21 protein-coding genes are annotated in these 23,220 nt (G+C 69.4%); 15 read left to right on the top strand and 6 right to left on the bottom strand.

Translation table 11 applies throughout. The features are described 5' to 3' along the window. Positions 1-35 precede the first annotated feature (35 nt). From AWU67_RS08175 to AWU67_RS08135, 9 genes are all read left to right on the top strand, one after another. Positions 36-647 (top strand): TetR/AcrR family transcriptional regulator, encoded by a 612-nt coding sequence (locus tag AWU67_RS08175; RefSeq protein WP_067227755.1) that lies wholly within the window; start codon positions 36-38, stop codon positions 645-647. A 68-nt stretch (positions 648-715) separates the two neighbouring features. Next, entirely contained in the window at positions 716-1,486 is a 771-nt protein-coding gene (locus tag AWU67_RS08170; protein WP_234407397.1) for a helix-turn-helix transcriptional regulator, read from the top strand. 213 nt (positions 1,487-1,699) lie between these two features. Next, positions 1,700-2,761, top strand: coding sequence for an ABC transporter substrate-binding protein (locus AWU67_RS08165; protein WP_067227751.1), 1,062 nt, complete (start codon positions 1,700-1,702; stop codon positions 2,759-2,761). Between the two features lie 8 nt (positions 2,762-2,769). Then, positions 2,770-3,873: a FecCD family ABC transporter permease gene (locus AWU67_RS08160; protein WP_234407396.1), complete on the top strand. Its 1,104-nt coding sequence runs from the start codon at positions 2,770-2,772 to the stop codon at positions 3,871-3,873. Continuing rightward, complete coding sequence (locus AWU67_RS08155; RefSeq protein WP_067227749.1) at positions 3,870-4,931, top strand: FecCD family ABC transporter permease; 1,062 nt, start codon at positions 3,870-3,872, stop codon at positions 4,929-4,931. Before AWU67_RS08160 ends, AWU67_RS08155 begins: the two co-directional genes overlap by 4 nt. Before the next feature lie 11 nt (positions 4,932-4,942). Beyond that, positions 4,943-5,731 (top strand): ABC transporter ATP-binding protein, encoded by a 789-nt coding sequence (locus AWU67_RS08150; protein WP_067227746.1) that lies wholly within the window; start codon positions 4,943-4,945, stop codon positions 5,729-5,731. Next, a complete protein-coding gene (locus AWU67_RS08145) occupies positions 5,728-7,356 on the top strand; it encodes an ABC transporter transmembrane domain-containing protein (RefSeq protein ID WP_067227744.1) in 1,629 nt (542 codons plus the stop codon). The genes AWU67_RS08150 and AWU67_RS08145 overlap by 4 nt, the downstream gene beginning before the upstream one ends. Further along, complete coding sequence (locus tag AWU67_RS08140; protein WP_067227741.1) at positions 7,349-9,136, top strand: ABC transporter ATP-binding protein; 1,788 nt, start codon at positions 7,349-7,351, stop codon at positions 9,134-9,136. Before AWU67_RS08145 ends, AWU67_RS08140 begins: the two co-directional genes overlap by 8 nt. After that, on the top strand, positions 9,133-10,023 hold the full coding sequence (locus tag AWU67_RS08135) for a siderophore-interacting protein (RefSeq protein WP_067227737.1): 891 nt from the start codon (positions 9,133-9,135) through the stop codon (positions 10,021-10,023). Before AWU67_RS08140 ends, AWU67_RS08135 begins: the two co-directional genes overlap by 4 nt. 53 nt (positions 10,024-10,076) lie before the next feature. Here the strand turns inward: AWU67_RS08135 and AWU67_RS08130 are convergent, their stop codons facing one another. Beyond that, positions 10,077-11,234, bottom strand: coding sequence for an FAD-dependent oxidoreductase (locus AWU67_RS08130; protein WP_067227735.1), 1,158 nt, complete (start codon positions 11,232-11,234; stop codon positions 10,077-10,079). Between the two features lie 264 nt (positions 11,235-11,498). On the opposite strand from AWU67_RS08130, the gene AWU67_RS08125 reads away from it, so the two are divergent. The 4 genes from AWU67_RS08125 (at position 11,499) to AWU67_RS08115 (ending at position 14,505) form a co-directional block, all read left to right on the top strand. Beyond that, positions 11,499-12,044, top strand: a complete 546-nt coding sequence (locus AWU67_RS08125) for a PadR family transcriptional regulator (protein ID WP_067227732.1) — start codon at positions 11,499-11,501, stop codon at positions 12,042-12,044. Positions 12,045-12,049: 5 nt separating this feature from the next. Next, complete coding sequence (locus AWU67_RS08120; RefSeq protein ID WP_067227730.1) at positions 12,050-13,762, top strand: ABC1 kinase family protein; 1,713 nt, start codon at positions 12,050-12,052, stop codon at positions 13,760-13,762. A 56-nt stretch (positions 13,763-13,818) separates the two neighbouring features. Further along, positions 13,819-13,941, top strand: coding sequence for a hypothetical protein (locus tag AWU67_RS17840; RefSeq protein ID WP_257720962.1), 123 nt, complete (start codon positions 13,819-13,821; stop codon positions 13,939-13,941). A 123-nt stretch (positions 13,942-14,064) separates the two neighbouring features. Then, on the top strand, positions 14,065-14,505 hold the full coding sequence (locus tag AWU67_RS08115; RefSeq protein ID WP_067227727.1) for a hypothetical protein: 441 nt from the start codon (positions 14,065-14,067) through the stop codon (positions 14,503-14,505). A 6-nt stretch (positions 14,506-14,511) separates the two neighbouring features. Here AWU67_RS08115 and AWU67_RS08110 read toward each other — a convergent pair whose 3' ends face one another. Then, complete coding sequence (locus AWU67_RS08110) at positions 14,512-15,111, bottom strand: AAA family ATPase (protein ID WP_067227725.1); 600 nt, start codon at positions 15,109-15,111, stop codon at positions 14,512-14,514. A 191-nt stretch (positions 15,112-15,302) separates the two neighbouring features. On the opposite strand from AWU67_RS08110, the gene AWU67_RS08105 reads away from it, so the two are divergent. Together AWU67_RS08105 and AWU67_RS08100 are read left to right on the top strand one after the other, a co-directional pair. Then, on the top strand, positions 15,303-15,911 hold the full coding sequence (locus tag AWU67_RS08105; protein WP_067227722.1) for a class I SAM-dependent methyltransferase: 609 nt from the start codon (positions 15,303-15,305) through the stop codon (positions 15,909-15,911). Between the two features lie 38 nt (positions 15,912-15,949). Then, on the top strand, positions 15,950-16,447 hold the full coding sequence (locus AWU67_RS08100) for a GNAT family N-acetyltransferase (protein ID WP_067227719.1): 498 nt from the start codon (positions 15,950-15,952) through the stop codon (positions 16,445-16,447). Between the two features lie 144 nt (positions 16,448-16,591). Here AWU67_RS08100 and AWU67_RS08095 read toward each other — a convergent pair whose 3' ends face one another. From AWU67_RS08095 to AWU67_RS17720, 4 genes are all read right to left on the bottom strand, one after another. Continuing rightward, the gene (locus tag AWU67_RS08095) at positions 16,592-17,599 is read right to left on the bottom strand and encodes an alpha/beta fold hydrolase (RefSeq protein WP_082716851.1); all 1,008 of its coding nucleotides are present in this window, start codon (positions 17,597-17,599) and stop codon (positions 16,592-16,594) included. A 79-nt stretch (positions 17,600-17,678) separates the two neighbouring features. Next, entirely contained in the window at positions 17,679-18,365 is a 687-nt protein-coding gene (locus AWU67_RS08090; protein WP_067227716.1) for a response regulator, read from the bottom strand. Then, a complete protein-coding gene (locus tag AWU67_RS08085) occupies positions 18,362-19,591 on the bottom strand; it encodes a sensor histidine kinase (protein ID WP_067227713.1) in 1,230 nt (409 codons plus the stop codon). Before AWU67_RS08085 ends, AWU67_RS08090 begins: the two co-directional genes overlap by 4 nt. Further along, positions 19,588-23,178, bottom strand: a complete 3,591-nt coding sequence (locus AWU67_RS17720; RefSeq protein WP_067227709.1) for an efflux RND transporter permease subunit — start codon at positions 23,176-23,178, stop codon at positions 19,588-19,590. Before AWU67_RS17720 ends, AWU67_RS08085 begins: the two co-directional genes overlap by 4 nt. Between the last annotated feature and the right edge of the window lie 42 nt (positions 23,179-23,220).

Raw genomic sequence — 23,220 nt, 5'->3', positions numbered from 1 at the left:
TCGTCTCGTCTAGTTCCTGCCGTTAGCCTGAGAGTGTGAACCAACACCGAAGCGGTCCCGTCCGCAGCGCGGCGGCACGGGAGGCGGTACTCGCCGCGACAACGCGGCTGTTCCACGAGCAGGGCTACGACAAACTGACGATCGAGGGCATTGCCCGCGAGGCCGGAGTGGGCAAGCAGACCATCTACCGCTGGTGGTCATCGCGCGGAGCGGTGATCGCTGATTGCCTGACCGAGGGCCGGCTCTTCCTCGTCGAATTCGAGGTGCCCAACACCGGGGAGTTGCTGCGCGACATCGAGCACTGGCTGACGACCGTGCTCACGATCCTCGAAGCCCGCAACGGTGGCGAACTGGTGCGCTCCATCGTCGCGGCTGCCGCTGAAGATCCCGCGGTGGGCGACGGGCTGAGCGAGAGCCTGGGCGTCGAGCGCAGCCTCACCGCCCGGTTGGCGGTCGCGGTTCGCGAGGGCCAGCTGCCCGCGGACGCCCCGATCGAACAGATCGGCGATGCCATCTTCGGTGCCATCATCGTGCGCTCCCTCAGCAGGAAGAGCGACAGTGGTGAATCGCTGCGACAGCTCGTCCGCTTCCTCTTCACGCCCACCGGTCGGCAGGGCGGTGCCGAGGCTCCGACGCGGCGCACGTGAACGCGTACCGTCGGGATGAGTGGGACGCGAGCGGGGCGCACCCTTCCACGGTCGTTGCGCCCTATCTCATGTCCACCGGCGTGGGAGCCGGCGACGAGGGCCCATCGCGCGCGATCGCCCCGCCGCACATGCACCCCGACGCAATGCTCGCCTGGTGCTACCGCGGAACGGTGTGGGTGTACCTGCAGGAATCGATGTGGCGTCTCGCACCGGGCCAGGGCGTCTGGATCCCCGCGAATACGGCGCACACCACTCGACAGGAACGCGATTCGACGGGGTGCTACACCTACATCCCCGACGACGCCCTGCTCTCCCCGGTCAGCGCCGTCACGCGGGTGCTGGTTCCGCGCGCGGTGCAGGAGATGCTGCTGCACCTCGGCATCAACGACATGGACGAAGGTCTGCGCGTGCGGATCCAGGCTGTGCTCATCGAGATGCTCCACCAGCCAGCGCCGACCGCGCTGAGCGGGTGGGGCGAGGTTCCGCTGCCGGCAGACGAACGCGTGCGCGCGCTCGTGCAGGCCGTGCTCGCCGACCCGGGCGACACCCGAACATTGGGGGCGATCGTCGCCGCCCACGGGCTCCACGAGCGAACGGTGCTCCGCGTGTTCAGCCAGGAGGTCGGCATGAGCTTTGGGCAATGGCGCACCGGAGTGCGCCTGACCTTGGCGGCACAGCTGATGGTTGACGGCACCCCGGTCGGGGTTGCCGCGCACCGCTGCGGCTACTCCACCACGAGCGCCTTCTCTGCGGCATTCAAGGATCGCTTCGGGATGACGCCGCGCCAGCACGTCGCGCGGGTGCAAGCCGACGCTGCGCACCACCTCTACTGGCGCTGACTCGCGCATCCCGCGCGCCAACTTTCTGGCGATCACATTTCTGGCGATCACACGGCCGCGTGCCGCCGCTCCGTCGAATTTGAGGCGGAATTCGTCTGTTTGGCGACACTTTCGCCGACTTTTCCCGCCTAGCATCGTTCCTTAGGTTAGGTTTACCTAACTTTCAGCCGCGTCGACGCGGCACACTTCCCCCACCCCTTTCTAAGGAGAACCATGCCGCACGCCCCTGCGCGCCCGAAGGCAGCTCGACTCTCAGCTCTGGCCGCCGTCGCCCTCACCGCCATCCTCGCCCTGTCCGGGTGCGCCCCAACCGCAGACGCCGTGCCGTCCTCCGGTGACTCCGGCACCGGTGTCGTCATCGAACACGCCCACGGCTCCACTCTCATCCCGAAGAAGCCGGAGCGCATCGTCGCTCTCAGTTGGATGACGCCCGATATCGTCGCCGCGCTGGGCGTCAACCCGGTTGGCGTCGAGAAGGTGTGGGGCGCTGGCGACAGCGGATTCCAGCCGTGGTTCGAGGAGTTCGTCACGACCGAGTACGGCTCGACCCCCGAGATCATCCCGTACGCAGAAGAGGGCCCCAACTTCGAGGCGATTAAAGCGCTCAAGCCCGACCTCATCCTGGGACTGTACTCCGGGATCACAGACATCGAATACGAGCGGCTGAGCGAGATCGCCCCGACCGTCCCCTACATCGAGGGCCCGTGGAATCCCAGCACCTGGGAGGACATGACGCGCACGGTGGGCAAGGCGATGTGGGAGGACGACAAGGCCGAGCAGCTCATCAGTGAGACGGAGCAGATGGTCAGCTCGCTCGCCGATGAGCACCCGGAGTTCGACGGCAAGACATTCGTCTGGGGCCTGACCTTGAACGAGGGCGGAACGGAGCTCGGCGTCTACCTGGAGTACGACGCACGCGTGCGCATCACCGAAGCGCTGGGGTTCACATCCACTCCCGCAATGGATCAGTTCCTCTCCACCGCCGAGGGCGACAACTGGTACACCGGCGTCAGCCTGGAGAACCTCTACGACGTGCAGGCCGACCTCTTCGCGGCGTGGGGGAGCAGCGCCGCCGAGGGCGAGTACACCGTGCAGAACAAGGTGGTGTCACGTTGGGAGCCGATCGCGGCGGACTCCTACGTCATTTACGCGGATGACGCGCAGGCCTCTGCCATCAGTGCGCCGACCGTGCTCTCGCTCAAGTACGTGCTGCCGAAGTACGTCGATGACCTCGCCGCCGCCCTGCAGGGCACGCCGACGATCTCGGGCAAGTGATCAGAGAGGTGTCAGCATCGGGCTCGCTCCTGGCGCAGCCGGCAACGGGTGGCGGTGCCGACGCCTCGAACATCGGTGGGGGAGGCCGTCGTTCTCTCGGCGGTCTTCCCCAGCACACCCGGTCGCGTCTGCTCGGGCTCCTCGCCGCCGGTGTGGTGCTGGTGCTTGCCGCGATCGCCTCGCTGGCGATCGGGGCCCGTGCCATCGACCCGATGACGGTTCTCGCCGCGCTCGGCTCGTACGACGACGCGAATCCACTGCACATGATGGTCCTCGAGCTTCGTGTGCCCCGCACCATCCTCGGAATCGCGGTCGGGGCCGCCCTGGCGGTGTGCGGCGCGCTCATCCAAGCGTTCACACGCAACCCCCTGGCCGACCCGGGGATCCTCGGGGTGAACGCGGGCGCCTCCTTCGCCGTCACCTTCGCGGTCGGCGTTCTCGGCCTCACCACCCCCGGCTCGTACGTGCCGTTCGCGCTTTTCGGCGCGCTGGCCCTGACGCTTCTGGTCTACGGGCTCGGCTCGTTCGGAGCTTCGGGCGCCACGCCCATGAAGCTCACCCTCGCCGGGGTCGCCCTCGGCGCTGCGTTCACCGGGTTCACCACCGCGATCGTGTTGCAGAACCACGGCACCCTCGACGTGATGCGGTTCTGGGGAGTCGGCTCCATCGGCGGGCGCACCCTGGACCAGCTCACCTGGGCGATTCCCCTCATCTCGGCCGGACTCCTCGTCGGCCTCGTGTGTGCCCGATCGCTGAACGCCCTCGCCCTCGGCGACGACCTGGCGCAGGCGCTCGGCGCGCGGGTCGGGGTCACCCGGATGCTGGTGGTGATTGCGGTCACGCTCCTGGCCGGAACCAGCGTCGCGGCCGCGGGCCCCATTGCCTTCGTTGGCATCATGATCCCTCACATGGTCCGCTGGTTCACCGGCCCAGACCAACGGTGGGTGCTCGCATACTCGATGGTTGTCGGCCCCACCTTCCTGCTTCTGGCCGACATCCTGGGCCGAGTCGCCCTCCCCAACGGCGAGCTCCGCGTCGGCATCGTCACCGGAATCCTGGGCGCCCCGGTGCTCGTCGCCCTGGTGCGCCGCAAGCAGGCGAGCGGACTGTGAGCGTGCAGCAGCAGCAATCAGTCGATTTCGGGCGCCAGCACGTGCGGATCGACAACGCGCGCATCGCCACGCTCATCCCGACTCGCTCACTCGTGGTCTGCGCCGTGTTGCTCGTCGTGATCCTCGCGGCCGGGCTCACCTCCATGACCATCGGGGCCTACAGCATCAGCCTCGAATCCGTGCTGCGCGCCCTCTTCGACCCCGCATCCGACCCAGATGCTCGCCAGGTCGTGTTCGATTGGCGTCTGCCCCGCGTGCTGTTCGCCGTGCTCTGCGGGATGGCGCTCGCGCTCTCCGGCGGGATCTTCCAATCGCTCACCCGAAACCCGCTCGGCTCCCCAGACATCATCGGTTTCGGGATCGGTGCCCAATTCGGCGTCACGCTCACCATGGTCGTGCTCGAGCTGAACACCTACATGTTCAAGGCGGCCGGTGCCCTCATCGGCGGTCTGATCACCGCTCTGCTGGTGTACGCGTTGGCGACGACGAAGACCATGTCCTCCTTTCGGTTGATCATCGTGGGCATCGGCGTCTCGGCGGGACTCGGCTCCCTCACCTCGTGGATCCTCATTTCGGTCAGCGTCGAGAAGGCAATGATGGCGGCCACCTGGGGTGCCGGGTCGCTGGCCTCGCTCGGTTTCGACCAGCTCATTCCCGCCACCCTCGTCTTCGCGGTCGTGATGGTCGCCGCCCTGCCGTTGAACCGCACCCTTCCCGTGCTGGAGATGGGCGACGACGCGGCGACGGCGCTGGGAATCAGACCGGGGCGAACGCGGCTGGCCGCTCTGGTTCTGGGGGTTGCGTTGATCGCCCTCGTCACCGCCGCAGCCGGACCGATCTCATTCATCGCCCTGGCGGCACCTCAGATCTGTCAGCGTCTGACCCGGTCCAACACCCCCATGAGCACGCTGCCGGTGATGCTCACCGGTGCAGCCCTGGTGGTGGTCTCCGACATGGCAGCCCAACTGTTGATGGTGCCGGTCGGCGTCGTGACCGTCTCCGTTGGCGGACTCTATCTGGCCTGGCTGCTGGCCGCACAGTACGCACAACGCGCATGAAAGGAACAACCATGACCGCTTCGCTTCTCGCTCGCGACGTGACCTTGGGTTACGGAGACACCCGCATCATCTCGGACCTGACACTGGAGGTGCCCGACAAATCCTTCACGATCATCATCGGGCCCAATGCCTGCGGCAAGTCGACGTTGCTGCGCGGCTTCGCGCGTCTCCTACGCCCGAGCACCGGCACCGTCATCCTTGACGGAGACGAGCTGCGCTCCCTCAAACCGAAGGAGCTCGCACGGAGGCTGGGGCTGCTTCCGCAGTCCTCGATCGCCCCGGACGGAATCACTGTCGCTGAGCTCGTCGGTCGTGGCCGCTTTCCGCACCAGAGCGCGATGCGCACCTGGAGCCGCAGCGACGAGCGCAGCGTGCTGGACGCCATGGCGGCGACGGGCATCACCGAATTGTCCCGGCGCCTCGTCGACGAGCTCTCCGGCGGCCAGCGACAACGGGTCTGGGTGGCGATGGCGCTTGCGCAGCAGACCGAGCACCTCCTGCTCGATGAGCCGACGACGTTCCTCGACATCGCCCACCAGATCGACCTGCTCGAACTCTTTGCCGATCTGAATCGCGGGGGCACCACCCTCGTCGCGGTGTTGCACGATCTGAACCATGCTGCCCGCTACGCCAGCCATCTCGTTGCAATGCGCGATGGCGTGATCGTCGCACAGGGGCACCCGCGCGAGATCATCACGGCCGAGCTCGTCGAGGCCGTCTACGACCTGCCCTGCCGAGTGATCACCGACCCTGTCACCGGCACGCCGCTGGTGCTGCCGCTCGGCCGGCGGAGCTCGTGACCGTCGCGCCGCGCCAGCTGTTCTCGATCGCGCTGTTCGCCGGGAACCGTGGCCCCGCCCTGGCCGCAGCGACCGGCCTGCTCGTGCTGCACGCCCTCGCGGAGGCCGCTGTCCCTGTGCTGATCGGGGCCACGATCGATCGCGCACTGCTGCCCGCGGATCCGGGGGCGCTCGGCCTCTGGCTCGGCGCCCTGATCGGGGTCTTCCTCATTCTGACGACCAGCTACCAGGCGGCGTCTCGGCTGATGGTGTCGGTCTACGGCCGCGGCGAACAGGCTGTGCGCCAACTCGTGCTCTCCCGCATCCTGCGCCCTCGGCTCTCTGCGCAGGTGCTCTCGCCGGGTGAGGCGCTCATCCATGCCACCTCCGACACCTCGCGGGTTGCCGGGATCGCCTGGTCGATTGCGCAGCAGTGCGCCACGCTGGCGGGGCTCGCCGGTGCGGCTCTGGCGATGCTGGTGATCTCGCCGACCGCCACACTCGTCGTGTTCGCCTCCGCGATCACGATGATGGTCGTCATGCACGCCGTCTCGCGGCCGTTGGAGCGTCGCGGCCTCGCCGAGCAGGCCGCGGCGACGGAGGCGGGCGCTGTCGCCGCCGACTTCATGAGCGGATACCGCGTGCTCGTCGGCATGGGAGCGCGGGGAGAGGCCGTTCGCCGCTACGTCGCCGCCAGCGACCGGTCGCGAATCGCGGCCTCCGCCGCAGGGCGATCCCTGGCCGGCTACGAGGCCGTGAGCGCCATGCTGGCCGCGCTCACCACGAGCGGGCTCGCAGCGCTCGCGGCGTGGTTCGCGCTGGAGGGCCAGATCAGCGTCGGCGAGCTCATCACGGTGCTGGGGCTGGCCCAGTTCATGAGCGGATCCCTCGCCTATGCTGGCTCCTTCCCGTCGAACTGGGCTCACAAGTTGGCCTCCGCCCGGCGGCTCGCGCAGGTGATCAACGCCGACGATCTTCTGGCCGCACCCGGCAGCGGCGAAACAGTGGCTCGCTCCCACGACGTCGTCCTCGCCTTCCGCGCCGGTGCCGGTGACGTCGAGGTTCGGCGCGGCGAGATGCTCGGCATCCAGCCAGCGGACAGCGCCGCGGCGCGAGCGCTGTCGAGGTTTCTGGGGATGCGGGCACCCTCCGAACGCGGCATGGTGAGCGTGCGTATCGATGGGGCGCATCGCGATCAGAGCGATCTCGACCCGGTGGAGTACAGACGACGCGTGGTGGCGCTGCCCCACCGTCACACCATCATGAGCGGCACACTCCGCGAAGCGGTGTGTGGCCAGGAGCCGAGCACCGACCCGCAGTGCGGGCTTGTCGAGATCGCGGCCCTGCACGACGCGATCGCCGAGCTCGGCGGGTGGGACGCCCAACTCGGCGAGGCGGGCAGGCGGCTCTCCGGAGGGCAGCGGCAACGGATCGCCCTCGCGCGAGGATTGCACTCCGGCGCGGAGATTCTGGTTCTGGACGAGCCGACGTCGGCGGTCGACACCATCACCGAGACCCAGATCGCGCTTGCTCTGGCGCGACGGGACGCGACGACCGTCGTGATCAGCTCCTCGCCGGTGCTCCTCGCGGCCTGCGACCGAGTCATCGAACTTTCCGCCCCCGAATCGAGGTTCGGGCATGGCTGAGACCTCGGCACACCCGCTCCTCCCGATCGCGACGGGCAGAGAGGTGCGTGCGGTCGTTGGCCAGCTGCTGCGCCTGCATCGACGCAGAACGGCGGCCGTCGCCGCACTGTTCTTCGTGGCATCCGCCCTGGGACTCGCGCTGCCCGCGTGCCTCGGCCGGATCGTCGATGCCGTCACGTCCGACGCCGGGCCGCTGGCGGCTGCGGCCTGGGTCGCCGGTGCTGCACTCGGTGCCCTCGGCGCCGCGCTGGTGTCGATGTGGGGTGCGCGCATTTTGACGGGGGTGGTGCAAGACGCCCTCGCCAGCCTGCGCCAAGACGTGTTCGCCTCCGCCATGCGCCTGCCCGTCGGCACCGTCGATGACGGCGAGAGCGCCGACCTGCTCTCCCGCGTCACCGGCGACGTGGACGCCGTGGCCGAGGCGGGCGGAAGCGTCGTGCCGACGTTCCTGTCGGCCACCTTCGCGATCGTGGTCTCGGTGCTGGCGCTCACCGCGCTCAACCCCTGGCTTGCGCTCGCCGGGATCGCCTGCGCCCCCTTCTACATCATCGGCAGCCGGGCATTTCTGCGGCGTTCGCGGATCGTGTTCCGGGAGGTGCGCGCCCGGGAGGCGGCGCGGAGCCAGGCGGTTCTCGAAGCGGTCGAGGGCAGGGAGACCCTGACGGCGCTCAACGAGCAAGACCAGGCGCTCGCACGGGTTCAGAGCCGTGCCGAGGAATCGATTCGGGTGCAGATCGAGGGCGTTCGCGTCAGCAATCGACTCTTCCGCTGGATCAATGGGGGCGAGGCAGTCGGCCTCGCCGCGATCCTCTCGACCGGGTTCGTCCTGCTCGCGAGCGATGCCATCAGCGTCGGCATGGTCACCACGGCCGCCCTGGTCTTCCACCGCCTCTTCGACCCGGTCGGTCAGCTGATCTTCGGCCTCGACGACATCCAACGCGCGACCATCGGGCTCGCGCGCCTGGTGGGCGTCATCTCGCTCGCCCCGCCCCCGACGGACTCGGAGGAGCCCGTGGGCGTGCCCGCGGAGCAGAGCGGGATCGAGCTCCGCGAGGTCAGCTTCAGCTATCCAACGACCGGCCGCGGGATCAGCGCGGTCACGCTGCGCGTGGAGCCGCAGACCACCCTGGCGTGCGTGGGAGCATCGGGCTCGGGCAAGAGCACGTTGGCGCGGCTCATCGCGGGGCACTACGCGCCGTCGTCCGGCAGCCTGCGCCTCGACCACCCGCGCACGCCGCCCTATTACATCTCGCAGGAGCTACACCAGTTCAGGGGCGGTGTCGCCGACAACATGCGATTGGCGGTGCCCGACGCGAGCGATGAGCAGATTGTGGCGGCGCTCCTGTCGGTCGGCGCCGGCTGGGCGGTGCCGTCTCTCGCGCTGATCGGCGCACAGGGAACAGCCACGCCGCTGGACGAGGGGCGGATCCAGCAGCTGGCCGTCGCCAGAGCGTTGCTGGCCGACCCTGCCGTCGTGATTCTGGACGAAGCGACAGCCGACGTCGGGCTGCACCACCGGGAGGCGGTCGAAGACGCGATCGTGGCGCTGCGGCAGGGTCGAACCGCCGTCGTGATTGCGCACCGACTTCATCAGGCATCCACCGCAGATCAGATCGCCGTCTTCGACGACGGAGAGCTGATTCAATGCGGCACCCACACCGAGCTCGTCGCGCGTGGCGGCCAGTACCAGCGCTTGTGGGCGGCCCAGCTGGGCACAGAACAAGCGAGACAAAGCGAGCAGGCCGACCCCGGCCAGCACTCCCAAGAGAGGACCCCATGAAAATCCACCGTGGCATCGTCTGCAGGACGATCCCGCTCACTCCCGTGCTCCGTCGGGTGACACTCGGCGGGGCCGGCGTCACCGACTTCCTCAGCACCGGCATCGGCGACGAGTACGTGCGGGTGTTCTTCCCGCACGGCGACGACCCGACGGATGTCTCACTGCCGGTGCCGGACGGGGACTGGTGGGCATCGCCGGAGGGAGCGCCAACAGCCCCGATGCGCACCTACACGATCAGCGGGGTGCGCCCAGACGTGGGCGAAGTCGACATCGACTTCGTGCTCCACAGCGCCGGTATCGCCGGCCCGTGGGCGGCGGCCGCTGAGCCGGGGCACGTGATCGGCCTGAACTCGCCGACCGGGCTGTACGCGCCCCCGCCGCAGACCAGCTGGCAGGTGCTCGTGACCGATCTCACCGGGCTCCCCGCTGTCGCGCGCATCGCAACACGGGTGGCCGAGGGCATCCGCACGCGCATCGTTGTCGAGATCACCGACGAGAGCGACCGGATTGCCATCGCCAGCGGCGAGGGCGTCGAGATCACGTGGGTGCTCGGCGGCAACGGCACCGGGCCGAGCACGCTGGGCCGCATCGTGCGCAGCATCGTCGACGAGCGGCTCCCGCTGGACGAGGGGTACGTCTGGGTCGCCGGGGAGACCGTGGCGCTCCGCGACGTGCGCAAATACCTGCGCAAAGAGCTGGGCTTGCCCGCCGCGCAGTTCAAGGTGGTCTGCTACTGGAGCCCGATCGAGAACTGGGATTCGAAGTACGCCGCGCTGCCGCCGGAGGTTCAGCGCGAGCTCGATGCGATCTGGTCGGACGCGCGCGACGACGAGCCTGAAGACACCCAGCTCCGTTTCGAGTCGCGCCTGGACCAGCTCGGACTCTGACGGCGGGGGCTGCAGGGGCGGGAGAGCACCGCCCTCCCGCGCGTTCGGGCCGGCTAACCCGTGATCTTGAAGAGCGAGCCCGCCGTCGTGCGGTTCGCCGCGAACAGGGCGGGCGCCGCGCCATCGCCCGTCACCAGATCGGCCAGGATGCGCCCGACAACCGGCACGAACTTGAAGCCGTGGCCAGAGAAGCCCGCCCCGACGACGATGGGCCCGATCCGGTCGAGCACGAAGTTCTCGTCGGCGGTCAGCGTGTAGGTGCAGCTGACGTCGACGAGCGAGTCGGCGTCGACGCCGGGCAGCCAGTCCCGCGCGTAGCGCTGCAGGGCGGCGAGTTGGCCGGGTTCCGGCGTGAACGTCCGGGCATCCGGGTCGGTCAGCGGCCCGACGGCGTGCCAGCCGGCCTTCACGCCCTCGCCGGGGGTGAGCATGCCGTAGATCGCAGAGCACCAGTAGTCGTAACCGGGGTCGCCGGGCGTGAAGCGGTGGTTGAAGCCGGGCCAGACCGCCTCGGTGTCGGCCACTGCGAAGTGGGCCGGCTGCTCCTGGGTGACGCTGAGACGCGGCAGGCCAATGACGCCGTCGAGCAGTTTGCTTGTCCAGGCGCCCGCGGTGACGACGAGGGTGCGCGCGTGCAGCACCTCGATGCCGTCGGCCGTCTGCACCTCCACGACGACATCGTCATCGCCCAGCACGCGGATCGACAGCACCCGGCTGCGGTGGCGCACGATCGCGCCCCGCTCGGCCGCGAGCCGCTGCAGCGCGGGGAGCGTGGCATCCGCGTTGAGCTGGCCGCCTTGCGGTGTGTACAGCACCTGGCTGTCGAAACGGATGCCGCCCCACCGCTCGTGCGCCTCCTCCAGCGGCAGGAACTCCGACTCGAGCCCGGCCGCGCTGAGTGCCGCGTGCACGCCGGGGTAGCTCCGGTCGGGGCCGTGGTTCACGACGCCGGTGTGGGCGAAGAGCTTCTCGCCACTCTGCTGTTCGATCTCGTCCCAGAGCGGGAGCGCCTCGGTGAGCATGTCGAGGTAGGTGGTGTTCGCGTAGCCGAGGCTGAAGTTGCGAGTGGCCCCGTGCGATGCGCCGAAGTGGTGCCCGGGATCGAAACGCTCGAGCAGGGTCACGGCGCGGCCGCGCTGGGCGAGCGCCCAGGCCGTCGCCGATCCCATCGCGCCGCCGCCGAGCACGATCGTGTCGAGTCGTTCCGTCATGGTGTGGGTCCTGTCGTCGTGGTCATGCTCGGGTGTGCGGCGTGGTCATGCTCAAGTGTGCTGCGTGGTCATGCTCGGGTGTGCGGCGTGGTCATGCTCAAGTGTGCGGCGGGAGCCGTGACATGCGGTTCGCGCAACCCCATCGAATTTACCGCGGGAACGGGGTGATGACGGAGAGTGTTTAGAAGACCCTGACAGCCCTATCGCTCAGCCGAATCGAGACATATCGTTGAGTATCGTTCACGTTTCACGGAGGAGGTCATCATGGGTGGATCATTCCCGGCCGGCGGATTCGGCGGCGGCAATCCCGGCGACGGTATCTGGCAGGTGATGGAGCAATTGCGCTCGACGTTCGAGAAGCGCGCCGGCTCACGTGTGGGGCGCGGAGACGTGCGGGCGGCGGTATTGGCGCTGCTCGCCGAGCAGCCCATGCACGGCTACCAGATCATCCGTGAGGTCGAGGATCGCAGCGGCGGCAGCTGGAAGCCCAGCGCCGGCTCTGTGTACCCGACGCTGCAGCTGCTCTCGGATGAGGGGCTCATCGCCGCGGAGGAGGCGAACGGCCGCAAGATCTACGCACTCACCGAGGCGGGGCGGGCCGAGGCCGACGCCGCTGGGGCATCTGCGCCGTGGGGCGCGACGGGGTCGACGGACGCCCCCGGGTTCGGCGCCCTGCCCAAGGCGGGTGTCGAACTCGCCCAGGCAGCAGCCCAAGTGGGCCGCACCGGCACTCCGGAGCAGGTGCAGCAGGCGGTCACCGTGCTCGTCGAGGCCCGCCGCCGGCTCTACTCGATCCTCGCGCAGGACTGACGAGGGTGGCGTCGGATCGGCACGGCGGGGGCGGACCAGTGCCCGGCGCCGGGGACACCCGTGCCCGCTACCGCCGCATCCTGCGTTTCGCCGGCTGGAACCTCTCGGTGACGTGGTGGTACGAGCTGCTGCTGCCGCGCATCGGGCTCGCCCGCATCGCCGAGCGCACGCGGGCGAAGCGGATGACGCGGTTTGCGCAACGCTTCCATGTGCTCGCGGTGGAACTCGGCGGCCTGATGATCAAGGTCGGCCAGTTCATGTCGTCACGGTTGGACGTGCTGCCGCCCGAGATCACGAGCGAGCTGGAGGGGTTGCAGGACGAGGTGCCCCCTGTGGCCTTCCCGGCGATCCGCGCGCTCGCCGAGGCGGAGCTGGGCGTGCAATTGGAGCGGGCATTCACGTCGATCGACGAGGTGCCGGTGGCGGCGGCATCCCTCGGCCAAGCCCACCGGGCCCGGCTCGCCGAGCTCGATGCCGCCGAGACGGGCCTCGACCGCGTCGTGATCAAGGTACAGCGGCCGGGGATCGACCAGATCGTCGACGTCGACCTGGCGGCGCTGCGCAAGGTGGGCGGCTGGCTCAGCCGGGTGCGGCTGGTGTCTGACCGGGTCGACATGCCCGCACTGGTCGAGGAATTCGCGGCGACGAGCCTCGAGGAGATCGACTACCTGCACGAGGCCACCAGCGCCGAGCGTTTCGCCGCGGACTTCGCGGGCGACGACCGGGTGGCTGTGCCCGCCGTGGTGTGGGAGCGCACGACCCGCCGCGTGCTGACTCTGGAAGACGTCACGGCGATCAAGATCACGGATGCCGAGGCGCTGCGCGCGGCCGGCATCGACCCGGCCGAGGTGGCCCCGGTGTTCGCGGCGGTCATGTTCGACCAGCTGTTCACCAACGGCTTCTTCCACGCCGACCCGCACCCGGGCAATATCTTCGTCACCCCGGCGCTCGACGGGGCCGGCGGGCGGCCGTGGAAGCTGACCTTCATCGACTTCGGCATGATGGGGGAGGTCTCGGCGGGAACGCGCCGCGGCCTGCGGAAGCTGCTCGTGGCGGCCGCCTCCCGCGACGGAAAGGGCCTGGTGGAGGCGATCCGCGACGTGGGGGTGCTGGTGCCGTCCGTCGAGACGTCCGAGCTGGAGCACGCCATGATCCAGCTCTTCGCCCGGTTCGGCGGCATGGGCTTCGCCGAGCTGCGCGAGGTGGACCCGCGGGAGTTCCGCGACTTCGCCGTGCAGTTCGGGGATGTGGTGCGCTCGCTGCCGTTCCAACTGCCGGAACACTTCCTGCTCATCATCCGGGCGATGTCGCTGACCTCCGGGGTCTGCAGCGCCCTGGACCCCGACTTCAACCTGTGGGACTCGATCGAGCCCTACGCGGCTCAGCTGTTACGGGACGAGCGCGGCAACGTGGTGAAGGACTTCGCGCAGCAGGCGCTCGACGTCGCGGGTGTGGCCTGGCGCCTGCCGAAACGCGTGGACGGGCTCATCACCCGGATCGAGGACGGCTCGGTCGCCGTGCAGAACCCGCGCCTTGAACGGCGGGTGGCCCGGCTGGAGCGCACCGCGCGGCGCGTGCTGTCTGCGATCCTGTTCGGCTCGCTGCTCATCACCGGTGCAGTGCTGCGCGCGGACGATGTGGTGCTCGGCACGGTGCTGATGATCGTGTCTCTCCTGCCGCTGCTGCACGCGTTGTTCTCGGGTGGCCGCGGCCGCTGAGGTGCGGCCGCCCAGGCGCCGCCCTCACCGGCAGGGTTCGACCCGGTGCTGGATGCGTGCCTGGCCGAGTTCTCACCGACACGGTCGATCGCACGCCGCCGCTGCTGGACCCGACGCAACGGCATCCGAGCGCCGCGCTCCGCCGCTGGATCCTCTACCCCGACGACGCACCTTTCTAACGCGCAATCGAACACGCCGCTGGAATCGGGCAGGATTCGAGAAGCGCGCCCGGGTAGCGAGCCGTAACGTGTTCCTAGGCCGCAACGGCTACCGAACAGAACTCATCGCAGAAGGAGCATCACATGGCTGAGAAAACCGCAGGACTCTCCGCTGACGAGCGCGAGGCCGTCAAGAACCGCGCCGCAGAGCTGCGCGCGGAGGCGAAGGCAGGCAAGACGCGCGCCGCGGGGGAGCAGGCCATCCGCGAGGCGATCGCGGCACTGCCGAACGAGGACCGCGCCCTCGCCGAGGGGATCGACCGGATCGTCACCGAGGTCGCGCCACACCTGTTCCCGAAGACCTGGTACGGCTTCCCGTCGTACGCCGACGCGGACGGCAAGGTCGTCGTGTTCTTCAAGCCGGCCTCAAAGTTCACCAGCCGCTACGCGACCCTCGGCTTCGAGGAGTCGGCTCAACTCGATGACGGAGATCTCTGGGTCACCTCTTTTGCCGTGCTCGCGCTGACGCCGAAGACGGAGAAGACGATCACCGAGTACGTCCGCAAGGCAGCAGGCGTCAGCTAAGAGCGCTCAGCGGGGCGCGGGCGCCGGCCGCCCGTCCCCGGCATGGACGGCATCCGGCAGAATCGTCGCCAGCCAGTGCTCGGCTTCGCGTTGCGAGCGCAGCCGCACGATCACCAGCTGCGGGTGCAAGCCCTCGAGTTCGGGAATGCTCTGGCGATATCTTCGCCTGGTCGAGATCGCCCAGCGGATGATGTGCTCCGGATCGGTGAAGATCGTCCACAGCGGCGGTTCGACGTTGCCGTTCCACAGCGGTTCGCGCCGTGCCCGTCGCGTGATCGTGCGGCGCACGACACGGGGAAGCGTCACCCGTGCGAACGGGAGGTCGAGCCAGACGAGCAGGTCGGCGCGCTCGCTCAGGATCGGGCGGGCGGCGTCGTACTGCCACTCGGTCGTCCAGGACTCCGTCGCCGTGAAGGTGAGGACGTCGTCAAGGAACTCGGGCCGGGGCACCCAGTCGGGGCCGTGGAAGAGGGCGTCGATCTCGGTGTGCGTGCCGCCGGTGACGACGGCGATGCGCGCGGCGAGCGTCGTCTTTCCCGTGCCGGAGACCCCTGCCACGGCGACTCGGCGGGGGCGATGGGGGAGGGCGTCGGCCGCGGAGAGCATCGGACCAGTGTAGTCAGCGAGCGAATCTGCAGAGGTCGGGGACGCGTTCGCGCTGCCGCGCGTTGGGGCACGGGAGATGTCAGGGTCAGCACTGAACCTCGCCGTGCTGCGCTGGCGGGGGTGCGATCGCCGTTCGATACTGGTCCCAGTGCGTGCAGCAACAGAAACTCCCGGGTGGAGGGGCGAAGAGCATGGTGAACTATTCCTCGGCGTACCGCCGTTATGGGCGACGTGTCACCCCCTGGGAACGGTACGCGCAGGTGTCGGGCACGGCGGTTGCCGAGGTCTTCCAGCAGGAGCTGGAGGGTCGCGCCGAGCCTCCGGGCCGGGCCCTTGACCTGGGCTGCGGCCGCGGAACGTACACGCCTGAGCTGGCACGGCTGGGCTGGGATGCCGTGGGCGTCGACGCCGCGCCCGAGGCGATCGCCGGTGCGCAGCGACGTGGCGATGCCGGCATCCGCTACGTCATCGGTGATGTCACAGAACTTGAGGAGGCGGGCCTCGGCAGATTCGACCTGTTCGTCGACATCGGCTGCTTCCAGGGGTTGGGCGCCGAGCAGCGCGAGGCCATGGGGTGCAGCGTCACAGCGCTCGCGAACCCGGGCGCGACGCTGCTCATGTTCGCCTTCGGATGGACGCGGTTCCGGTCGATGATCGAGGGGGTTTCACGCGACGAGATAGAGGACGCCCTCCCCGGGTGGGAGATGCTGGCGGCCTGGCCGGCGCCGACGGCCGGCCTGGGGTGGCCGATGGACCGCACCTCCCCACAGTGGTACCGGCTGGGGCTGCGCGCCAGCTGACCGACGAGCAGTGGCCCTCAGCTGGGTAGCATCGGATCATGCCCACCATGCAGCCGTTGCGCGCAGATCACGCCTCGGAAATCCTCGCCTTCGAACGGGAGAACCGCTCCTACTTCGCCGCATCGGTGCCGGACCGCGGGGAGGCCTACTTCGATGCGTTCGCCGACAGGCACGACGCGTTGCTGGCGGAGCACGCTGCCGGTGTCGGCGCCTACTACGTGCTGATCGCGGATGACGGCACGATCCTGGGGCGCTTCAACCTCGTCTTCGTCGATGCTGACAGCGCAGAGCTGGGGTACCGTGTCGCCGAGCGCGCTGCCGGCCGCGGCGTGGCCAGCGCAGCCGTGCGCGAGATCTGCCTGCTGGCGGCGGCCTCACACGGCATCCGTGCGTTGCGGGCGGTAACCGCCGACGGGAATCTCGCATCCCAGAAGGTGCTGGCGAACGCCGGTTTCGTTCCGGCAGGCCCCGCGGAGCCGGCGAGTCTCGGCGGTCAGCCGGGCACCTGGTATGAGCTCGAGCTTCCCCTCGGCTGACCACCTGGGGCGGGCGTCGGGCGCCCACGCACGGTCAGGCTGGTCGCCCCGGACCCGGTGATGCCCGGCATGGCTTGGCGCCGAGAAAGCCACGTGCCCGCCGCCGGGGGAGGCCGCGGGCACGCGGAACGCGGCGCGCGAGGTTTACGGGGTGGCTGCCGGGGTCGCTGCGTACTCGGCGACGTCGATGCCGGATGCCGACGCGCCAGCGGGAGCATCGGGCAGCTCAGACAGGAACCGCGCCGTGTCCCTGGCGATCTCTTTCGACAGCGTGTGGTGCAGGTAGTGCCCGCCGTCGAGGAAGATGACCTCGCCGTTGTCGACGCTCGCCGCCTGCTTCTCGTGCAGTTCGGCCCACGTGGGAATGTCGGGGCTGTCGGCCTGCGCGAAGAGCAGCACAGGCAGGTCATGCGGGAATGTGGTGCCGAGGGCGGCGCCGAAGTTGGATCCGATGTGCTCCGCCTCGCTCAGGTATGTGGGGGAGAGCGAGTTCTGGGAGGAGAGGACCAACATCTGCCCCTTGGTCTCCTCGTCAAAGGGAAGGCCGTCGTAGGGGTCGTTGAGCGAGTTCAGCACGCGCAGGAGTCCGAGCGTCTGGAGGGCATTGATCGTGTTGAGGGGGAGCTCTTCGTCCATGCCCGGCTGCTCGGGAACGCTGCTGTCGATCCCCACGAACGCGGTGACCTCATCGCGGTAGGTGTTCGCGTAGGCGATGCCGTAGATGCCAGCGATGGAGTGGCCCATCAGGGTGTATCGGTCGATGTCGAGCGTCTGCAGCGCCTCGTGCACCTCGCTCACGATGTTCTCGGTGGTGCGGGCCTTCTCGGTCTGGTCGCTCAGGCCGTAGCCGAACGGCTCGACCGCGACCACACGATAGCTCGACTCGAGCTCGGTGATCAGGGGCTGGAAGTCCAGAGCGGGGGCCGCCGTGCCGAAGCCGGGCAGCAGCACGATCGTCTCCTCGCCCTCACCGCTGATCAGCACGTTCATCTGTTTGCCGTCGACGGGCACGAGCTGGCCGTAGCGGGGCAGGTTCTGCGCCTCGTTGCTCGTCGCGACGGCGTTCACGATGGTTGTCGTGGCCAGTGTGAGCGCGACGACGCCGACGATCGCACCGATCGTGATGAGAGGGACTTTGATGATTTTCTTCATTTTCTTCCAATTTTTGGGTGGGAAAAGGCACCGGTGGGGGCCTCGTGGGCTCACCGGCAGGGAGGGAGAAGTGCGGGGGTTAGATGACGCCGCTGCGGAAGGCGAAGACGACGGCCTGCACGCGGTCGCGCATGCCGAGTTTCTGCAGGATGCGGCCAACATGGGTCTTCACGGTGGATTCGGAGAGCCACAGCTGTTGGGCGATCTCGGCGTTCGAGAGCCCGAGCACGAGTGCGTCGAACACCTCGCGCTCGCGGTCGGTGAGCGCCTGCAGGCGTTCGAGCGCCGCGCGCCGCTCGGAATCCCGCCGCGCCTCGGCCGCGACATCCGGCACCTGTTTCAGCTCGCCGTAGCGGCGGAGCAGCTCGGAGGTGACCCGGGGTGCCAGCACGGCGTCGCCGGCGGCGACGGCGCGCACGGCCGCGAGGATGTCGTCGCTCTCGGAGTCCTTCAGCAGGAACCCGCTCGCGCCGGCCTCCAGCCCGCCGAACGCGTAGGCGTCGATGTCGAAGGTGGTGAGGATGATCACCCGGCTACCACCACTGGCCGCGGTGATCGCCCTGGTCGCCTCCAAACCGTCCATGCGCGGCATCTGCACGTCCATCAGCACGATGTCGGGGGACAGCACGGCGGCGAGAGCGACCGCCTCGATGCCGTCGGAGGCCTCACCGACCACCTCGATGCCGGGCGCGGCGCCCAACACCATGGCCAGCCCGGTGCGGATGAGTGCCTGGTCGTCCGCGATCAATACTCGGATGTCGGTCATTGGCCTGCCCCCGGGAGAATCAGTTTCACGGTCCAGTGACCGTCGCCGTCCAGCCCCGCCTCGAGCGTGCCGCCGTAGAGCGCCGCCCGCTCGCGCATTCCGACCAGGCCGCGGCCCACGTGGTCGTCTGCCGCGCCCTGCGCCGGCGCGCCGTCGTTCAGCACGGTGACGCTGACGTCGTCACCCGTCCGCACGAGAACCTGCACGACCGTCGGAGTCGAGGCGTGGCGCAGCGCGTTGGTCAACGCCTCCTGCACCACACGGAACACGGCCACCTGCACGCCGGGCTGCGGTGGGGCGTCGCCGATCACGGTGAGCTGGACCGGCAGGCCGATGCCCCGGTAAACCTCGACCAGCCTGGGCAGGTCGTCGAACCCGGTGCCGGCCTGCGGTGAGGCTGCGCCGGGCGTTGATTCCAGCACGCCGATGACCCGGCGCATCTCGGTGAGCGAGGAGCGGGCGACGGCGCCCAGCTGTCCGATCGCCTCTTTGGCGCGCGCTGGCTCATTGTCGAACACGGCGTTCGCCCCGTCGGCCAGCCGCACGATCACCGAGAGTGAGTGCGAGACGATGTCGTGCACGTCTCGGGCGATGCGGGACCGCTCGGCGAGAGCGGCGAGTTGTGCCTGCTGATCGCGCTCGCGCTCCAGATGGCGGGCGTGCTCGAGCAGCCCCTCGATGTAGCGGCGCCGGTTGCCCGTGTTCTGGCCCCAGAGCAGCGCCACGAGCAAGACCAGCAGGCCGGTCACGGCGTAGGCGATGACATCACCGATGCGCGTGCCGCCGGTGTTCGGGATCGACACCGGGGGATCGATCCACAGGTAGCTCAGGCTGACGACGACCGTGATCGCGGCGGATGCCGACGCGGCCAGCCACGCCCTGCGCACCGAGTCGTACACGGCGATCGCGAAGACGCAGTACGCGGCGCCGAGGTTGAGCAGATCGGGGCCGACAATCACCAGCGGCAGCGTGACAACGAAGGTGACCCAGAACGCGAACAGCGGGCGGCGGCGTCGAAAGGCGAAGAGGCAGGCGGCGACCACGAGCACGACGGCGCCGAAGGCGAGCCCGGCCGCCCAGCCGAAGCGGGGCGACGATGCAGTGAGCAGCAGCGTCGGGGTGGTCATGAGCACCCAGCTGAGGGCGACGAGCGCATCGATCAGGCGCGGGTGGCGTTGGCCGAAACGGGCTGCCACCCCGATGCTGCGTGGCATTGTCTCGATCACCGTGCCAGTCTCCCACGCGCCGCCCCGGCGCCCTCCGCGGAGTCCTCCTCGAGTTCCTCCAGGGCCTCCTCGAACAGGTCGGCCGCGTTGGCGTCGCCTGCCGCGTCAGCGTCTTGTGCCGCGTCGGCCCGGGCCGACCGCTTCGCCGCGCGGCGCTCGATGCGGCGCTCGTGCAGCACGTAGAGCGCCGGAACGAGCAGCAGCGTGAGCACGGTGGAGGAGAGGAGTCCGCCGATCACGACGATCGCGAGCGACTTCGAGATGAAGGCGCCGCCTCCCGTCAGCCCGAACGCCATCGGCAGCAGGGCGAAGATCGTGGCGCAGGCGGTCATGATGATCGGGCGCAGGCGGAGCCGGGCCCCGTGGGTCACGGCCTCGTCGATGCCGGAGCCGTGGCGCCGGTACTCGTTGATGAGGTCGATCAGCACGATTGCGTTGGTCACGACGATGCCGATCAGCATGAGCATGCCGATCATCGCCGGGATGCCGAGCGGGGTGTCGGTGACGAGCAGCCCGAGGATTGCGCCGGTCGCCGCGAGCGGCACCGAGACGAGCAGCAGAAGTGGCTGCACGAGTGAGCGGAAGGTGGCGACGAGCACGATGTACACCAGCGCGATGGCGATGAGCATCGCCAGTCCGAGCTGCGCGAACGACTCGGTCTGCTCCTCAGCGGCCCCGCCCTGGTCCAGGCTCACGCCGTCCGGCAGGGCGAGCCCGGCCACCGTGGTGTCGACGGCCAGCGCCGCGGCCCCGAGGTCGCCGCCAGCCGGCGTCGCCGACACGGTGATGGCGCGGACGCCGTCGATACGGGTGATCGTGGCCGGTGCGTCGACGACGGCGATGGTCGCGAGGTCGCTCACATGCACGGGGGCGGCCCGCAGGTGCTCCAGGTCGCGCTGCGCCTGGGCCAGGCGTTCGGCCTCTGCCTGCTGCGCCGCGCCGTCGGCGATGGCGGTGCGTGCCGCAGAGATCTGTTCGTCGAGCGTGGCCAGGCCGGCGCTCGCCCCCTCGACGGCCGCGCTGAGCTGCGACACCAGCTTCTGGTGCTCGAGTGCGCCGAGCACCCCTCCCGTCACGGGGCTCGGGTCGGCGGGAGGCGGGTTGGCGACCAGTGCGGCCAGTTGGGCCTGCAGTGCCGCCACATCGCGGGTGGACTGCTCGCGCGCCTCGACGAGCTGCGCCACCTGCTTGTCGGCGGAACGCTCCGCGTCGGCGCGCACCTCGTCGGCGATCTGCTGCTGCTCGGCGGTGAGCGCGTCCACGGCGCTCTTCTGGGTGCGCTGCTGCTGCAGTGCGGTGACGGGCAGCGGCAACGCGCCGATGGCAGCCGGGTCGCTCGTCGTGGTCTGCGAGCGCAGAACGAGGTCGTGCGTTGCGCCGTCGACACTCACCGAGCCGAGGCGCTCGCCCTCGATCGCGGCGGCGATGGCGGCACCGACCTCGACGACGCTGAGGCCCTGGGCCGCGGCTGCCGTCTGGTCCACCGAGACCTTGAGCACCGGCTGCGCGGCGGCGAGGTCGTTGGTGACGGTTGTGATCTCGTCCAGCGCGCTCAGCTTCGCGGAGATCGCCTCCGTGGCGGCGCCCAGCGCGGCCTCGTCGCTGCTCTTCACGATCACGTCGATGCTCGAGCTGGTCGTCTGCGTGGCCTGCGTCGACACCGTGATGTCGGCGCTGCGGGTGAGGGACGCGACCGAATCGCGGATGCCGGCGAGGGCGGCATCCGGGTCGGCGCCCGCCGCGATCACCAGGTCGAGGCGCACGGGCGCTCCGTGCGCTCCGACCGTGGTCTGGTACGACGCGACGTCGTCGACACCGGCGACGGCCTTCTCGAGCGTGACCGCCACGGCGTCCGCCGACTCCAGTGTCGAGCTCATGGGCATGGTCTGCTGCACCTGCACGGCGCGGGCGTCGGCGAAGCTGCCGAGCATGTCGGTCTTGAGGAACCCGGCGGCTAGCAGGGTGCCGGCGAACACCACGACAGAGATGAGCACCATCGCGACCGGTCGGCGCAGCGCGAACGCCAGGGCGGGCAGGTAGGCGCGCTGCATCCGGGTGGTGCGCTCGGCCTGCTCGGCCTCGGATGTCTCGGGCTGGCCCGCTCTGGCCGACCGGGACGGTTTGCGCATGAACCAGTAGGCGAGCACCGGCACGATGGTCAGCGAGACCACGAGCGAGGCGAGCAGGGCGACGGAGACGGTCACCGCGAAGGGGCGGAACAGCTCGCCGGAGACACCGCCGACGAACGCGACGGGCAGGAAGACGGCGACGGTGGTCAGGGTCGAGGCCGTGACGGCCCCGGCAACCTGGGCAACGGAGGCGCGGACGCCCTCGACGGTGAGCCCGCCGGAACCGCGGCGCCTGGTGATGTTCTCGATCACCACGATCGAGTCATCGACCACGCGCCCGACGGCCACGGTCAGCGCGGCGAGCGTGAAGATGTTGAGCGAGAAGCCGCCGAGCCGCAGTGCGATGACGGCCATCAGAAGCGACATGGGGATCGAGATCGCCGTGATGAGGGTCGCACGCGGGGAGAGCAGGAAAATCAGGATGATGAGCACGGCGAACAGCAGGCCGAGCCCGCCCTCCACCGAGAGGTCGTGGATCGACTGCTCGACCATCGTCGACTGGTCGAAGATGGTGTGCATCGCCGCGCCGGAGCCCAGCTGGGCCAGAGTCGCCTGGACGGCATCCGAGACCGCGTGGGAGACCTGTACGGCGTTTGCGTCGGGCACCTTGGTGATCGTCAGCCCGATTGACGGGCGCCCATCGGCGCGGGAGAGCGAGGTCTGCTCGACAGGCACGAGCTCGACCGACGCGACGGTCGACAGTGCCACCGGTCCGGTCAGCGTGGGCAGGGGGAGCGCCGCGATGTCGGCGAGAGTCGTGTTCTCCTGACCGACCTCGATCGCGAGGGACTGCTCACCCTCGACGCTCGTGCCCGCCGGGACGATGGTGCCTGCGGTGCGCAGGAGCGCACCGATCATGGCCTGGTCGATGGAGTGCTCAGCGAGGGCCGCCGGGTTCGCGGTGACCAGGACGCGCTGCTGCATCCGGCCGGCCAACTGCACATCGCGCACGCCGGGCACGTTGTTGATGACGGGCAGCAGCACGGCGTCGACACGCTCGGCCAGGGCATCCGAGTCACCATCGCTCGTCAAGGCGAGGGCGAGAACGGGGATGTCGCTCGTGCTGCCCGCGAAGATGTTCGACACGATGCCGTCAGGGGCCGCGGCCAGGGTGCTCGCCGTGGCGGCCCTCACGTCGGCGAGGATCTTGTCGCCGTCGGCGCCGAAGCCCCACGTGACGCTCAGCTCGGCCGAGCCGCTGGACGTGTTGGAGCGCACCTCGTCGACCCCAGCGACGGAGGAGAGCGCCTGGGAGAGGGGCACGACGACCTGGCGGTCGAGGGTGGCCGACGACGCACCCGGCTTCGCCACAACGACGACAGCGGTGGGCTGTTCGATGGCCGGCAGCAGTTCCTGCTTCATCGAACCGGTCGCCCACAGGCCGATGGCGACGACGAGCAGGCTCAGCAGCGCGACGATGGCGCGGTTGGCAAGGCTCAGGCGGGTGAGCAGCGACATAGGGGGAATCCTTCGATCGGCAATCTTCAAGCGTTCTCACGC

Source organism: Microterricola viridarii, from assembly GCF_001542775.1.
Lineage (GTDB): Bacteria > Actinomycetota > Actinomycetes > Actinomycetales > Microbacteriaceae > Microterricola > Microterricola viridarii_A.
The sequence above is the reverse complement of the archived record's forward strand: the minus strand, read 5'-3'. Positions and strand labels throughout refer to the sequence as shown.

What these genes read in the sequence shown, in the direction of transcription:
- AWU67_RS08150 (WP_067227746.1), top strand. Translation starts at nt 4,943, where the DNA reads ATGACCGCTTCGCTTCTCGCTCGCGACGTGACCTTGGGTTACGGAGAC.
- AWU67_RS08140 (WP_067227741.1), top strand. Translation starts at nt 7,349, where the DNA reads ATGGCTGAGACCTCGGCACACCCGCTCCTCCCGATCGCGACGGGCAGA.
- AWU67_RS08170 (WP_234407397.1), top strand. Translation starts at nt 716, where the DNA reads ATGTCCACCGGCGTGGGAGCCGGCGACGAGGGCCCATCGCGCGCGATC.
- AWU67_RS08135 (WP_067227737.1), top strand. Translation starts at nt 9,133, where the DNA reads ATGAAAATCCACCGTGGCATCGTCTGCAGGACGATCCCGCTCACTCCC.
- AWU67_RS08105 (WP_067227722.1), top strand. Translation starts at nt 15,303, where the DNA reads ATGGTGAACTATTCCTCGGCGTACCGCCGTTATGGGCGACGTGTCACC.
- AWU67_RS08115 (WP_067227727.1), top strand. Translation starts at nt 14,065, where the DNA reads ATGGCTGAGAAAACCGCAGGACTCTCCGCTGACGAGCGCGAGGCCGTC.
- AWU67_RS08165 (WP_067227751.1), top strand. Translation starts at nt 1,700, where the DNA reads ATGCCGCACGCCCCTGCGCGCCCGAAGGCAGCTCGACTCTCAGCTCTG.
- AWU67_RS08090 (WP_067227716.1), bottom strand. Translation starts at nt 18,365, where the DNA reads ATGACCGACATCCGAGTATTGATCGCGGACGACCAGGCACTCATCCGC.
- AWU67_RS08095 (WP_082716851.1), bottom strand. Translation starts at nt 17,599, where the DNA reads ATGAAGAAAATCATCAAAGTCCCTCTCATCACGATCGGTGCGATCGTC.
- AWU67_RS08125 (WP_067227732.1), top strand. Translation starts at nt 11,499, where the DNA reads ATGGGTGGATCATTCCCGGCCGGCGGATTCGGCGGCGGCAATCCCGGC.
- AWU67_RS08130 (WP_067227735.1), bottom strand. Translation starts at nt 11,234, where the DNA reads ATGACGGAACGACTCGACACGATCGTGCTCGGCGGCGGCGCGATGGGA.
- AWU67_RS17720 (WP_067227709.1), bottom strand. Translation starts at nt 23,178, where the DNA reads ATGTCGCTGCTCACCCGCCTGAGCCTTGCCAACCGCGCCATCGTCGCG.
- AWU67_RS08100 (WP_067227719.1), top strand. Translation starts at nt 15,950, where the DNA reads ATGCCCACCATGCAGCCGTTGCGCGCAGATCACGCCTCGGAAATCCTC.
- AWU67_RS08110 (WP_067227725.1), bottom strand. Translation starts at nt 15,111, where the DNA reads ATGCTCTCCGCGGCCGACGCCCTCCCCCATCGCCCCCGCCGAGTCGCC.